The organism is Bradyrhizobium sp. 6(2017) (assembly GCF_011058295.2).
GTDB lineage: Bacteria > Pseudomonadota > Alphaproteobacteria > Rhizobiales > Xanthobacteraceae > Bradyrhizobium > Bradyrhizobium septentrionale.
On the sequence record NZ_CP049289.2, the window covers coordinates 6,045,926 to 6,060,173 of the forward strand.

The window sequence follows — 14,248 nt, forward strand, 5'->3', positions numbered from 1 at the left end:
CCCGGGCGATGGCGGCAAGCGAATGCGCGACCTATGCGTGGACGTGCATCGATCGCAACGGCCCGCCGCAACCGGGGCGCTGCATCGCGCGCAGTCAGCCGCGCGCGACGAGATCCTTCGCCATCAGGATGTCGTCATAATAGCGACCGTCGATCTTCAGCGCGCGCTGCTCCAGCCCGTACTCGACAAAGCCCGCGCTGCGGTAGAGCCGATGGGCCTGCTCGTTGTGCTTCACCACCGCGATCAGCACCAGCTCGACCGTTTCAGCGGCAAGATCGAGCACGGCATCGATCAGAACGCGGCCGACGCCGGCGCGCCGTGCCGCCGGCCGCACATACATGCCGACCAGTTCGCCCTTGTGCCGCTGCTTCGGCCCGACGCCAGCGACGAAGCCGACGATGCCTGCGAGTTCGCCGCCGCGAAACGCGCCAAGTATCACCGCGCCGCGCTCCAGCCGCTCCGCGAACCAGCCTGTGGGATGGACACTCTCCGTCTCATAGGCGCTGCCGAACGCCTCCGGGCTCAAGCGCAACGCCTCGAGGCGGATGTCGCGATAGATGGCAGCGTCCGCGGGCAAGAGCCGGCGAATCTCGATGGATGGCACGCTCATTCCGAGTCCCTGCGATCGGGTGGATGTCTCACACCAGCGAATAGCAGGTTCCCGCCCTTGCCGCGATATCGGCGCGAGCGATCCTGCCGCCGGGCGGCGGTCGCGGCGGATCAACTCACGATGTTGAAGTTGGCTGCCGTGACCCTGTCTACCGTCGCACCGTTCTACGCCAAGGATAAGGCGAGCGGCGTTCTCGGCTCCTACTGTTCGCTAAGCCCTTGTCCGGAATTCACGTTGGCCAGATCGGTGCCCCGAACGCAGGCAGGTCAGCCCGATCTCGATCAGCCTTCTCTGGCTGATCGACGCGTCGCTCGTAGTGAGCGGCCAGCTGCAACAGGCGCTTCCTGATGAACGGGTCAGCTTGCTCTGCAAGCGCCCGCACGGTCCGCGCCCTCTCTCTGCAAAAATCGTCGTCCATGGTGTCCCGCTGAAATCACAGCGGGATAGTGTCAGCTAAGCGTGTGATGGCATGTGAACTAGCTTACACTGTCGTGGCATTTCCCCTCAATTCGAGGTTATCAACCACCCGCCCCTGTCATCCAGCAACGAATGCGACGCCAACCCATGCGCCTTTTCGCCAAACGACGTTGCACGAGTAAGTCTTGTTCGGTGGAACAATAAGCGTGAATTGGTCGGGAAGGGGTGACGGCGGATCATCCGCCTCCAGCGCCGCGCCATTCTCTGTGATGTCGCCGACGACACAGCACAGTGACATGTCGCCGAACCTGATTAGCGCATTGTCCAGCGATGGATTACGCACAGACTTGCGTCTGTCGGGAAAAGCAACCATTTCCGAGCCCATCAATAACTAATGCAAATTAGATCGATGCTGCGCGTGAAAGATTGCGTTTCTACTAACGATCGGGGTACCGCGCGCGCCGCGACCAGCGCGAAGCCGGCGCCGCTGCGTCACGCTGTGCGCCGGTTGGATCGGCTTTTCCCGCGGCGGCGCCGCGGCTTCTGACGACGGTTTCTGGGTAGATCAAGTGATCTTGCCGCATCCGTTGCCGGCTGCGCAGCGGGCTCGCCAGGCGGCAGATCGGCGGTCGATCGAGGCGGCTCTCTCCGAACGGCGACAGCCGTTTCGAGCGCGGAGAGGAATTGCCGACCTTCTTCTGTGATCGACCAGCCTTCAACATCACGGAGCACGAACCTGGCCGAGAAGATATTCAGGTCAGGCGCATGCGCGAGCAGCCGCTTCATGCGATCGGTCCAGTCTTTGCCGCTATTCATCAGGATTTCGACGGCATGCCGTACTTCGGCAACAGACGCCCGCCCGGCGGGTTGGCCGGCCAGCACTTTCAGGACGGTCAACTGGAACGACACTCCCCCATCTCCAGTCACTGGGTGTGCAGTTTCCGGCGCAAGGAATCAGCCACAAATGTGTGACGTCAATAACATGGCGCGGTTAACCTCAACTAAATTGGGCTAACCCGAGCGCAGGAGTTCCAGATTTAACCTCGCCGCGCGACATCAAGCTTAACGCGCGAGTTCGTTTGCCTTGATGCTCAGAAGCCCTCAGACATCAGCGTACCGGATATTGCCCTCCATCCGGGTCCACCATGGCGAAGCCGTCGCGCCAGGATATTCGGCGTGGCGGCTTCGTACATACGAACCGATCAAATTGACTGAAGAAGCTGCATGACGAAGCCTGACTGGATGTCGCTTTGGCACGTGTGGACTGTGATTGTCCCACGGCGAACAATTACGAGCGAGTTGGCTTGGGGGCGCGTCTGGCGACGGTTTGACGGACGATCGTGGATATACAAGCGGTTCGCCGAACTTGAAATCGAAGTGGACCGCTGATCCAAAGCGCCCGCAGGACTGCCACGCCCGCGGCTGCTAGGCGGTTCGTAATGAGCGGGCAGCCCCTTGGAACGGAGGCGCCGTGGGGGCACGGTGCCAACCGCGCTCAGACGCTAGCACGAACGCCATTGCAGCTCTTGTTAGTTGGGTCACAGTCGCGGCGACGGCCCTTCACGTGCCCCCTTGACCGCCATCCTCAGTCGAACTGGATCGGCTCCGATCCCGGATAAGCGTGCGCGACAAACTCGCAGAAGGCGCGGGCCGCCGGAGAAAGCCGCGCCTTGCTTTTCCAGGCAAGGCCGACGTCCATCGTGTGCACGTCATCGTCCAGCACCTTGACGTCGATACGGTGGCCCTCGAGGGACCAGGGCCGATAAACCATGTCGGACAGGATTGTGATGCCCATTCCGGTCGCCACCATGCTTCGAACCGCTTCCACAGACAACGTTCGGAAGGTCACGTTGGGGACATGCGGGGTACGCTGCCAGTAACGCATCGCGGAACGTTCGGCTTCGTCGACCGTCAACATCAGATACGGCTCGCCGGCAAGGTCGGCCAGCGTGACCTTGTCCTTGCGCAACAGCGGATGATTGGCGCAGGTCCAGAGCCGGCGCGGAGACCGCAGCAAGAGCCGTGAATGGATGCTGCGCCGATCATGCAAATTCGAGACAAGCATGATCGCGGCATCGACGCTGCCCTTCACCAGGCTCTGCTCGATGGCGTCGCGCTGAAACTCATGAAGCCGCACGGTAATGCCCGGAAAGGATCGCCAGAAGCGCGACAGCAGCGGCGGCAGGAAATATCCGGCCACCGTGTAGCTGACCGCGACGTCGACGGTGCCGTCGACCTGGGTGCCCCAGCGGTGCGGCCCCCGCATCGCATCCGACACGCTGGCTTCGACGGCGCGGGCGCGCTGCAGGAACTGCTGACCATCGACGGTGAGCGTGACGCCGTTGGAATGCCGGTCGAACAGCTTGTGGCCGAGGTCGGCTTCAAGCGCCTTGATCGATGCCGTGACGGCCGATTGCGTCACGTTGAGCGCAGCCGCAGCCGCCGAAACCCTCCCGGATTCCGCGGTGGCAATGAAGTGGCGGACCTGACGGAAAGTCAGGGTCATCAATTTTTCCGATATCAGTGACTACTTTTTCGAATTTTACAATCGCCCCGCGCGTCTAAAAAATCAATCGTTGCTTCGCGTAGGGGACGGCAGCTCGATGACTTCCCAAGGCTTGGAGTTGGTCGCTCGCGACGTCAGCGTCCAATTCGATGGCCTGAAAGCGCTGTCGAACGTGACCTTGGCTGTCCCCCGCGGCCGCATCACCGGATTGATCGGGCCCAACGGCGCGGGAAAGACCACACTGATCAACGTCCTGACCGGATTCCAGCCGGTCGGCACGGGAACTGTGGAGCTGGAGGGTGCCGCGATCGGCGGCATTGCCGCGCACAAACTGCGGCGCATGGGCGTCGCGCGCACGTTTCAGTCCGGGCGGCTGTTCCGCGATCTCCCTGTTCTCGACAACCTCGAGGTGACCGGCGTCGGCCTCGGCCTGAGCCGGCGCGACGCGATTGCGGAAGCCAGGCGCGTCTTGACCTGGCTCGGCATTTCGCCGCTCGCAGCCACAATTGCCGGCGCCCTGCCCTATACCGACGAACGCCGCGTTGCGATCGGCCGCGCCATCATGTGCACGCCGCGCTATCTGCTGCTCGACGAGCCCGCAGCCGGCATGTCCGAGCATGAGAGCCACGATCTGGCCGTGGTCATCAAGCGGATCGCGGGCGAGCTCGGCATCGGCGTTCTCCTGATCGAGCATAACATCGGGCTCGTGCTCGAACTGTGCGAACGCATCTTCGTGCTGGATTCCGGCGAGATCATCGAGGTCGGTGCGCCCGACCAGATCCGCCGCAGCGACGCGGTTCGCCATGCCTATATGGGCACGCAGCAGGACGAGGTCGTTCCGGCGCTCGCGGAAGAGGCCGCGGCGTCATGACCTTGCTGGCGGTCAACGACATCACCGTGAGCTATGGGCGCCTCACTGCCCTGCGTGGCGTCACGCTGACCATCGCCGAGGGTGAGATCCTGTTCGTGACCGGCCCCAACGGCGCCGGGAAGTCGACCCTGCTGAATGCGATCGCCGGCGTCGTGCCGACAGGCTCGGGCAGCATTACGCTGGACGGCGGGCGCGTGACCGGCGCAGCACCGGAAGAGATCGCACGGCGCGGATTTTCGCTGGTGCCCGAAGGACGCAACGTGTTCGGCGGACTGACCGTCGAAGAGAACCTGAAGGTCGGCACCGGCATGCGCGCCGACCGGAGCAAAATTGCTGGCGATCTCGAGTCCGTCTACCGGGATTTTCCGATGCTGGCAGAGCGCCGCCACACCACGGCCGGGATGCTGTCGGGTGGTCAGCAACAGATGCTGGTGATCGGCCGCGCCTTGATGGCGGCGCCCCGCATCATGGCAATCGACGAACCGTCGCTCGGCCTTGCGCCCAAGATCATCGACCAAGTCTACGAGATCCTGATGCGGCTGCGCGCGCAGCGCAAGCTCACGCTGCTGATCGTCGAGCAAAGCTCGACCCGCGCCAAGATGACGGGCGGGCGAATGGTCCTGATCCGGGGCGGACGCATCGTGCTGGAGGGTGAGGCCGCCGACATGGTCAAGGACGCACGGCTGAAACAGGCCTATTTCGGCTTCGGGGACCATTAGACCATGACTGCCGCCCTGCAAATCGTGTTCGACGCGTTGAGCCTGGGCAGCCTTTATGCGCTCGGCGCCCTCGGTATAGCGGCGGTGTTCGGGGTCATGCGCCTGGTGAACTTTGCGCATGGCGACTTCATCGCCTTTTGCGTCTTCGCCATGTTGTTGCCGTCGGTGGATGCCGCCGCGATCGTATTTGCCGGCCGGCTGCCGTTCTACCTGCTGATCCCCCTGCTGCTGCTGGTCGGCGCCGGGCTGTCGATGCTGTCGGAAGTCGTGGTCTTCCGCCGCTTCCGCAACGCCAATCCGGCGACCATGATGATCGCGTCCTTTGCGCTCGGCTTCGTGATCCGGCACCTGTTATTGTTGCTCTATTCGAGCCGCCCGAAGTCGATCACGCTGTGGCCGGGCCTCGGCCTGCCGGTGGAGTTTCTCGGCGCCCATATTCCGATGCTGCAGGTCGTGACCATCATCATCACGCTGGTGGTGCTCGCCGCGCTGGTGCTGTTCCTGAAGCGCACGCGCTACGGCCTCGAGATGCGTGCCGCCGCCGAGAATTTCACCATGGCCCGCATGCTCGGCGTACGCGCCAACGGCGTCATCCTGCTGGCCTTTGCCATCAGCGGCATGCTGGCGGCGGCGATCGGCCTGATCCTCGCCACCAATTCCGGCACCGCCGATATCGGGATGGGCGCCAATGTCATGCTGATCGCCTTCATCGCGACCGTGATCGGCGGGCTCGGCAGTGTGCCCGGCGCGGTCGCCGCCGGCTTCCTGATCGGGGCTGCGAGCGTCGTGTTCCAGGCCACCCTGCCGCACGATGCCCGCGTGTTCCGCGACGCCTTCGTCTATGGCGCGGTGATCGTGGTCCTGCTGGTTCGTCCGCAGGGCCTGTTCGCCCCCAAATCCGCCAAGCAGCGAGTCTGATTCATGTCGCGGCCGCCATCCGTCATCCGGCAAACGATCATCACCCCGATCATCCTGATCGTGGTGCTGCTGGCCATGACGGCCTTGACTTATCAGTTCGGCAGCCGCGCCTTCAATCGCACCGCGATCGAAATGTTCATCAACATCATGGTGGTGGTCGGCCTGTACGCCTTCGTCGGCAATTCCGGCCTGCTGTCATTCGGGCATATCAGCTTCATGTGCCTCGGCGCCTACATGACGGCATGGCTGGCGATCCCGCCGGTCATGAAGTCGATCACGCTCAAGGGATTGCCGGCCTGGCTGCTGCACACGCAATTGCCGATGTGGATCGCGACGCCGATCTCCGGCCTGTTTGCGGCGCTGTTTGCGCTGATCGTCGGGCGCATCATCATGCGCCTCTCCGGGATTGCCGCCTCGATCGCCACCTTCGGCCTGCTCGGCGTCGTCAACAACGTCTATTCGAACTGGGACTCGGTCACCGGCGGACAGGGTTCGATCGTCGGAATTCCCCCGACCATGAACGTCTGGGTCGGGTGGCTCGGCGCCGCGGTCGCCATCGCGATCGCCTATCTCTACTCGGTGTCGCGCTCCGGGCTCGCGCTGCGCGCGGCGCGTGACGAGGCCGTCGCCGCCAGCGCTTCCGGGGTCGATATCGTGCGTGAGCGGCTGGTCGCCTTCGTGGTCAGCGCCTTCATCATCGGTCTGGCAGGCGCGCTCTATGCGCACTTCCTGAGCATCGTCAATCCCGGCTCGTTCTACCTGCGCACCACCTTCATCGCGCTGTCGATGCTGGTGGTCGGCGGCATGTACAGCCTCAGCGGGGCGGTGTCCGGCGTGGTCGCGATGTCGGTGCTGATCGAGCTGTTTCGCAACCTCGAAAAGGGCTTCAGCGTCGGCAGCCTGACCGTTGGGTTGCCGAACGGCGCCCAGGAGATCGCGATCGGCATCATCACCATCATCATCCTGATCTACCTGCCGAGCGGTCTGACCCGCAACCGCGAATTCACATGGCGCGGCTGGCCGCTGCAGCGGCGCCTTGCACAGCCAGTACAGACTGCGCTGAAGGAAACCAACTGAAGTTCGTTGCATCATTGGAGGAGTGGATCATGCGTTTTACCAAGATACTGGGGATACTGGCCGGCGTGTCCACATTGTGGCTCACACCGTCCCACGCCGCGAACGAGATCGTGGTCGGGTTCGCGACCGCCGCGTCGGGCTTCATGCAGGCTTATGACAAGCCGGCGCAGGATGCCGCCCTGATCCGCATCGACGAGATCAACAAGGCGGGCGGCCTGCTTGGCAAGAAGATCAAGCCGGTGTTCGCCGACACCAAGACCGACCAGGCCGAAGGTGCCAAGGCAGGACTTGCGGTGCTCGACCAGGGTGCCGACCTCGTCATCGTCTCCTGCGACTACGATTTCGGCGCGCCGGCCGCGCTGCAGGCGCAGGCGGCCGGCAAGGTCTCCTTCTTCCTGTGCGCCGAATCGATCAAGGCCGGCATCCCCGGCGTCGGGCCGTTCTCGTTCTCGGCCTCGGTGCTGGCGCCGGTGCAGGGCGCGACCATGTCGGAATGGGCCTATACCAAGAAGAATGTCCGCAGCTTTTACCGGCTGCTCGACAGCTGGACCGTCTACAACAAGGGCATCTGCGACGGCTTCGACTGGATGCTGCCTCGTCTGAAGGACGCCACCCTCGCCGGCAGCGACACCTTCAAGAACGACGACGCCTCGATCGCATCCCAGATCACGCGGATCAAGAGCCTGCCCAAGGAACCCGACGCCATCATGCTCTGCACCATGATGCCGGGCGCCGTCTCTGCCATCAAGCAGATCCGCGCCGCCGGCATCAAATCGATGATCCTCAACGGCTCGGGCGTCGACGGCAGCTATTGGCTGAACGCCGTGCCCGACCTGTCGAACTTCTACGTCCCGGTGCAAGGCTCGGTCTATGGCGACGATCCGAACCCGAAGGTCAACGAGTTCAACAAGAAGTACAAGGAAGTCACCGGCGGCGATCCGTCCAGCCAGTACGTCTATCCGGGCTACGTCCTGATCGACGTCTGGGCCAAGGCGGTCGAACGCGCCAAGACGACCGACGCTGCGGGCGTGGTGGCCGAGCTCGAGAAAATGAACAACGAGTCGACGCTGTTCGGGCCGCGCACTTTCACCAAGGACATCCACCACCAGAACCAGGGCCGTTATCTGATCGTCGACACCGAGGCCGGCAAACCGAAGGTGATCGATCAGTGGACGATCTCGGAAAAAATCCCGGTCGACTATTTGATCTCCAAATAGGCTCGCCGCGCGCCGCGTGCGGATGCCTCGTCGCATCCGCAAGCGGGCCGGCCGATCGGATCACACGCAACAACCCGGAACAGGACAACGGGAGGAAAGTGAAATATGGTCGTCATCAATTGCGACATGGGCGAAGCCTACGGACTCTACAGGATGGGCGATGACAAGGCCCTGATGCCTCATATCGACGTCGCGAACGTCGCCTGCGGCTTTCATGCCTCCGACTTCAACCACATGCGCAAGACCGTGCAACTGGCCAGGCAGCATGGCGTCAAAGTCGGCGCCCACCCGTCGCTGCCTGATCTGCAGGGCTTCGGGCGCAGGGAGATGAAGATCGATCGCGACGAGCTCGCGAACTGCCTGCTCTATCAGATCGGTGCGCTCAAGGCGTTCCTCGATGCCGAGGGCATGCCGCTCAATCACATTAAACCGCACGGCGCGCTGTACGGCATGGCATCCCGCAACGAGGACATCGCGGAGGCAGTCGCCGACGCCGCCGATGTCTACAAGGTGCCGTTGCTCGGCATGAAGGGCACGCTGCATCAGAAGGTCTACGAGCGCCGCGGCCACACCTTCGTCGCCGAATACTATGCCGATCTCGACTACAACGCCGACGGCAGCCTCATCATCACCCGCGAACACGACGCCAAGGATCCCGTCGATGCGGCCTCACGCTGCACGCGCGCGGTGAACGAGGGCAAGACCCGCACGGTGGCCGGAAACGACATCATTGTCGGGGCCGATTCCATCTGCATCCATTCCGACACACCCAATGCGGTTGCCATCGCGGAGGCGGTTCGCGAAGCGGTGCGTCCCTATCTGACGGCGCCCTGACGCATCGCGCCACGACGATCGAAGCGAACACACGAGGACATTCCATGGCCACTCAGCAGATACTCTCGCCGCTACCGGGCATCTTCTACCGCAAGCCCGCCCCCGACAAGCCGGACTACAAATCTGACGGCGACAGCATCACGGAAGACGACACGATCGGCCTCATCGAGGTGATGAAATCATTCAACGAGGTCAAGGCAGGCGCAGCGGGCAAGATCGTGCGCTTCCTGACGGAGAACGAAGAAGCCGTGATGGCCGGCCAGCCCATCGCCGAGATCGACGTTTGAGCCGACCAGCATCCATGACGATCAAGAAGCTCCTCATTGCCAACCGCGGCGAGATTGCCGTGCGGATCAACCGCGCGGCCCGCCAACTCGGCATTGCGACCGTGCAGGTCTACAGCAAGGCCGACAGGGACTCGCTCGCCGTCCGCCTCGCCGACGAGGCGGTCGACATCGGTCCGCCGCAGGCCTCGAAATCCTATCTCAACCAGGATGCGATCCTCGCCGCGGCCAAGGCCACCGGTGCCGACGCCATCCATCCCGGCTATGGTTTCCTTGCGGAGAACGCGAGCTTCGCCGCGGCGGTCGCAGCCGCCGGCCTTATTTTTGTCGGACCCACCGCAGAATCGATCCGCCTGATGGGCGACAAGGTTGCCGCCCGCGAAGCGGCGGCTGCCGCCGGCGTTCCGACGGTCCCGGGCAGCCGCGGACGGCTGGAGGCCGCCGAGGCCGCCTTCGCGCTGGTCGAAACGACCGGCTTCCCGGTGATGATCAAGGCCGCGGCCGGCGGCGGCGGGCGCGGCATCCGCATTGCGCGAACCGCGGAGGAATTTCATCATTTGATGCCGCAGGCGCAGGCCGAGGCACTGGCGGCGTTCGGCGATGGCGGCCTCTATGTCGAGAAGCTGGTCGAAGGCGCCCGGCATATCGAGGTGCAGGTGCTGGGCGACGGCAACGACGTCATTCACTGCTTCGAACGCGAATGCTCGTTGCAGCGCCGCCGTCAGAAGGTGTGGGAAGAAGCCCCCTCGCCGTCGCTGACCCCAGCGGTGCGTGGACTGCTCTGCGCGTCAGCGGTCGCGCTCGCCAAGGCGGTGAACTATCGCGGCGCCGGGACGATCGAGTATCTCTATGACGACCGCAGCCATGAATTCTACTTCCTCGAGATGAACACCCGCATCCAGGTCGAGCATCCGGTGACGGAGATGGTGACCGGGATCGACCTGGTGGTCGAGATGATCCGGATTGCGGGCGGCGAACCGCTCCGCATCCGTCAGGATCAGGTGCAGGTCGACGGCCATGCGATCGAGGTCCGCATCAATGCGGAGGATCCTGCAAAGGGCTTCCTGCCAAACCCCGGCACGGTGAGCGCGCTCCGCATTCCCGGCGGAGACGGGGTGCGCTTCGACAGCATGCTCTATGCCGGCTACACGGTGCCGCCCTTCTACGACAGCCTGCTCGGAAAGCTGATCGTTCACGATCGCGACCGTCCGCGCGCCATCGCGCGGCTCATCCGCGCGCTCGCCGAGCTCGAGGTCGAAGGGCTGGCGACGACCAAGCCGTTGCACCAGGCATTGGCAGGTGACCCCGACGTACAGGCCTCGCGTTTCCACACCGCCTGGCTCGAACCGTGGCTCGCGTCACATGCCGAGGCCCTTGCGGCGGCAACGACGCCGCCGTCCGCGACACTCACTCCGACAACCGCACGATAACCCGCCCCGTCAGCAACAGGAGGCCGCAGTTCCATGCAAACCAGATTTTCCTACGGCGGCGACGAGCACATCTTTGCCGAAGTCGACGAAGCGATGTCGCTGGAGGCCTTTTTCAAGAGCCTCTTCGTCACCAACGCCGTGCGCGACGCCAGGATCAGGGGCGTGACCGAGATCTGCCCGGCCAACGCGTCCTACCAGGTCAAGTTCGATCCGGATCAGATCAAGCCCGACGACCTCCTCGCCGAGCTGAAGCGGCTGGATTCGTCGACCGAGAAATCCGAGCCGGTCATCAAGACGCGGATCATCGAGATCCCGGTGCTCTACAACGATCCCTGGACGCACGAGACCTTGATGCGGTTTCGCGAGCGCCACCAGAATCCCGACGGCACCGATCTCGAATATGCGGCGCGCATCAACAACCTCGATAGCGTCGATTCGTTCGTCAAGGCGCATTCCAGCGCGCCCTGGTTCGTCTCGATGGTCGGATTCGTTGCCGGTCTGCCCTTCCTCTACCAGATGGTCGACCGCAAGCGGCAGCTTCAGGCCCCGAAATATCTGCGTCCACGTACCGACACGCCGAAGCTGACGGTCGGACATGGCGGCTGCTTCAGCTGCATCTACTCGGTGCGCGGCGCCGGCGGCTACCAGATGTTCGGCATCACGCCGATGCCGATCTACGATCCGAACCAGAAGATCAGCTATCTCCGGGATTTCATGTGCCTGTTCAGGCCGGGCGACATCGTGAAGTGGAAGCCGATCGACCGGCCGGCCTATGACGCCGCAGTCGCCGATGTCGATGCCGGCCGCTTCGCGCCCGTGATCCGCAACGTCTCGTTCTCGCTGACCGAATTCAACCGCGACATCGATGCCTATAATCGCAAGCTCGAGGGGGTGCTCCATGCCCATTAAGGTCTTGAAACCGGGACTTGCGACCACCGTCCAGGATCTCGGTCGTCCCGGCTATTATCACATCGGCATCCCGCTCTCCGGCGGCATGGACCGTCACGCGCTCGCGGCGGCCAATCTGCTGGTCGGCAATGAGGAAGGCGCCGCCGTGCTCGAAGCCGTCTTCATGGGGCCCGAGCTTGAGTTCACCGAAGATGCCGTCGTCGCGGTCACCGGAGCCGAGTTGCCGCCGAAGCTCGATGGCGCGCCGCGCGAGAGCTGGACCAGCTTCAAGGTGAAGCGCGGTGAGAGGCTTTCGTTCGATTTCCTCAAACAGGGCGCGCGCGCCTACATCGCGGTCGCCGGCGGCATCGACGTGCCGCTGGTGCTCGGCTCGCGCTCGACTTACGCGCTCGGCGCGCTCGGCGGCTTCAAGGGACGCAAGCTCGAGGCCGGCGATGAATTGCCGGTCGGCGCATCAGCGGCGCCGGCCGAGGAAGGCCGCACGATCGCCAAGGAGTTGCGCGGGCTGCCGGCAGGAATGCCGACGGAGCTGCGCGCCATGCCGGGACTTTATTGGCACCGCCTCACCGAGACCGCCGGCAGCGGCTTCTTCTCCGATACCTGGAAGGTCGCACCGGAAGCGGACCGGATCGGCTACCGCTTCAAGGGCGGCAAGCCGCTCGAATTCGTTCCGCGCGAGCCTCCGTTCGGGGCCGGCTCCGATCCCTCCAACATCACCGACGCCTGCTATCCCTACGGTTCGATCCAGGTGCCCGGCGGCACCGAGCCGATTGTGTTGCATCGCGATGCGGTTTCCGGCGGCGGCTATTTCATGGTCGGCACCGTCATTGCGGCTGACATGGACCTGATCGGCCAGCTTCAGCCCAACACGCCGGTGAGGTTCGTCAAGGTCGGGATGGATCAGGCGCTTGCCGCGCGCCATCATCGCGCCGGACTGCTGACGCGGCTGCGCAGTTCCCTGGCGTAACAGCGCCGGGGCGGCTTCGACAACACGCAGCGTGTCGACCGGGTCCGTTCGACACGCTTGTCTGTGCGGCAGATGTCGTCATTCTGTGCGTCCGGCGCGTGATCCGATCGCGCAATGCGCGGAACATGACAAGAACCTATCTCCCGCGTTCGGGCACGGGAGTTGCAGGGGAATAGCAAGAAGGAAAGTCGCAGGAGCTGCGACGGGCCGACGGCCAACGCCGGAACGGACCGTGTCAGCAGAGATAAAGACAAGACAGCAGTCGACGGCAGTGACGGAGCGCAAGATGCAGACCACTTACGCGACAAACGACATTCCCGCGCAGCAACGCCGGCAGTACTGGCAGCAAGTCGTTTCCGACATCTACTTCTCGCTCGACCTTCGCTTTCTCGGAGGCCACGACTTCAACGGCAGTTTGGGTGCCTGGTCGCTCGGGCCGCTTTCGGTCTCCCGCAACGTGTCGGACGGCCTGCTCTACAAGCGGCACGAGCGCCATCTGCTCAATGAACGGGAAGAGTGTTTCCTGATCACGGTGCCGGAGCTTGCGGAAATCCGCTTCGCGCAGGACGGCAAGGAGGTGCTGTGCCGTCCCGGCGCTTTCCTGATCGAACGCAGCCATTTGCCCTACGAGTTCAGCCACCGCGATCCGACGGCGCTCTGGGTGCTGAAGATCCCGAGTGCCGTGCTGAAGGCGCGGATCTCGCGCCCCGAACGGCTCGCAACCCTGCAATTCGACTGCACCCGCAGCGTCGGCGGACTGTTCGTCGATACGCTGCGCCTTGCCGGGGAACGCATCGAAGAGATGGACGAGCCGGCGCGAGCCATGATGGGCCGGCACCTGATCGATCTCTTGGCGATGGCGGTCGAGTCCGACGAGCGCGTGCTGGCCGGGCATTCGTCCACGATCCGCAATGCCCATCTGCATCGCTGCGAGCACTTTATCCGCACTCGCCTCGACGACATGCGGCTGACGCCGCAGATGGTGGCGGACGCGTGCGGCATCTCGCTCAGATATCTGCACCAGCTATTTGAAAGCGAAGGCATCACCGTCAGCACCTACGTTCGCACTCAGCGCCTGGCGATGTGCGATGCCATGCTGCGCGATCCGCAGTGCCGCAAGAGCATCTCGGAGATCGCCTATCACTGGGGATTCGGCGACCAGGCCCAGTTCAGCCGCAACTACCGCAGCCGCTTCGGCTGCACGCCGAGCGAGGCGCGGGCTGCATCGCGCACGGCGCGTCCCTGACGCGTCGCCGCCTTGCTCCCGCTCCGCTTTGATCGCGCGTTAGGCTAGGCAGCAATCCAACGCCTCGTGCTCTCCAGCGCAAATCTTCCTGCGCTGAGCGTCAAGAGCTGAGCCCGCGGCCTGCCTACAATCCTCGCGACATCTGCGGAAATCCGCCGGTCGAACCGATCGTCTGAGCCAACCGGATCGTCGATCCGGCGCGCGCAGTCGCGTCACGACCTCGTCCGGCCCGGGCTCGAAAGG

The 14,248-nt window shown here is 63.9% G+C and carries 15 protein-coding genes; 11 read left to right on the forward strand and 4 right to left on the reverse strand.

Features of this window, described 5'->3' with window-relative positions:
- Positions 1-94: 94 nt before the first annotated feature.
- The 4 genes from G6P99_RS28520 to G6P99_RS28530 all read right to left on the reverse strand — a co-directional run bounded on the left by G6P99_RS28520 (position 95) and on the right by G6P99_RS28530 (position 3,533).
- A complete protein-coding gene (locus tag G6P99_RS28520; RefSeq protein ID WP_165124240.1) occupies positions 95-610 on the reverse strand; it encodes a GNAT family N-acetyltransferase in 516 nt (171 codons plus the stop codon).
- A 535-nt stretch (positions 611-1,145) separates the two neighbouring features.
- Entirely contained in the window at positions 1,146-1,412 is a 267-nt protein-coding gene (locus G6P99_RS47735; RefSeq protein ID WP_156928516.1) for a PilZ domain-containing protein, read from the reverse strand.
- 107 nt (positions 1,413-1,519) lie between these two features.
- Entirely contained in the window at positions 1,520-1,936 is a 417-nt protein-coding gene (locus tag G6P99_RS28525) for a hypothetical protein (protein ID WP_156928515.1), read from the reverse strand.
- A 676-nt stretch (positions 1,937-2,612) separates the two neighbouring features.
- Entirely contained in the window at positions 2,613-3,533 is a 921-nt protein-coding gene (locus G6P99_RS28530; protein WP_029080259.1) for a LysR substrate-binding domain-containing protein, read from the reverse strand.
- A 97-nt stretch (positions 3,534-3,630) separates the two neighbouring features.
- On the opposite strand from G6P99_RS28530, the gene G6P99_RS28535 reads away from it, so the two are divergent.
- From G6P99_RS28535 to G6P99_RS28585, 11 genes are all read left to right on the forward strand, one after another.
- The gene (locus tag G6P99_RS28535; protein WP_035976647.1) at positions 3,631-4,404 is read left to right on the forward strand and encodes an ABC transporter ATP-binding protein; all 774 of its coding nucleotides are present in this window, start codon (positions 3,631-3,633) and stop codon (positions 4,402-4,404) included.
- The gene (locus G6P99_RS28540; protein WP_029080257.1) at positions 4,401-5,123 is read left to right on the forward strand and encodes an ABC transporter ATP-binding protein; all 723 of its coding nucleotides are present in this window, start codon (positions 4,401-4,403) and stop codon (positions 5,121-5,123) included. The genes G6P99_RS28535 and G6P99_RS28540 overlap by 4 nt, the downstream gene beginning before the upstream one ends.
- A gap of 3 nt (positions 5,124-5,126) precedes the next feature.
- Entirely contained in the window at positions 5,127-6,041 is a 915-nt protein-coding gene (locus G6P99_RS28545; RefSeq protein WP_029080256.1) for a branched-chain amino acid ABC transporter permease, read from the forward strand.
- A 3-nt stretch (positions 6,042-6,044) separates the two neighbouring features.
- On the forward strand, positions 6,045-7,118 hold the full coding sequence (locus G6P99_RS28550; RefSeq protein WP_029080255.1) for a branched-chain amino acid ABC transporter permease: 1,074 nt from the start codon (positions 6,045-6,047) through the stop codon (positions 7,116-7,118).
- A gap of 29 nt (positions 7,119-7,147) precedes the next feature.
- Positions 7,148-8,335, forward strand: coding sequence for an ABC transporter substrate-binding protein (locus G6P99_RS28555; protein ID WP_084518407.1), 1,188 nt, complete (start codon positions 7,148-7,150; stop codon positions 8,333-8,335).
- Between the two features lie 105 nt (positions 8,336-8,440).
- Positions 8,441-9,169 (forward strand): LamB/YcsF family protein, encoded by a 729-nt coding sequence (locus G6P99_RS28560; protein ID WP_029080253.1) that lies wholly within the window; start codon positions 8,441-8,443, stop codon positions 9,167-9,169.
- A 44-nt stretch (positions 9,170-9,213) separates the two neighbouring features.
- A complete protein-coding gene (locus G6P99_RS28565; RefSeq protein ID WP_029080252.1) occupies positions 9,214-9,456 on the forward strand; it encodes an acetyl-CoA carboxylase in 243 nt (80 codons plus the stop codon).
- A gap of 14 nt (positions 9,457-9,470) precedes the next feature.
- On the forward strand, positions 9,471-10,883 hold the full coding sequence (locus tag G6P99_RS28570) for an acetyl-CoA carboxylase biotin carboxylase subunit (protein ID WP_029080251.1): 1,413 nt from the start codon (positions 9,471-9,473) through the stop codon (positions 10,881-10,883).
- Positions 10,884-10,916: 33 nt separating this feature from the next.
- Positions 10,917-11,792 (forward strand): 5-oxoprolinase subunit B family protein, encoded by an 876-nt coding sequence (locus G6P99_RS28575; protein WP_029080250.1) that lies wholly within the window; start codon positions 10,917-10,919, stop codon positions 11,790-11,792.
- The gene (locus G6P99_RS28580; protein WP_029080249.1) at positions 11,782-12,759 is read left to right on the forward strand and encodes a biotin-dependent carboxyltransferase family protein; all 978 of its coding nucleotides are present in this window, start codon (positions 11,782-11,784) and stop codon (positions 12,757-12,759) included. The genes G6P99_RS28575 and G6P99_RS28580 overlap by 11 nt, the downstream gene beginning before the upstream one ends.
- A 286-nt stretch (positions 12,760-13,045) precedes the next feature.
- Entirely contained in the window at positions 13,046-14,005 is a 960-nt protein-coding gene (locus tag G6P99_RS28585) for a helix-turn-helix domain-containing protein (protein ID WP_029080248.1), read from the forward strand.
- Positions 14,006-14,248 lie beyond the last annotated feature (243 nt).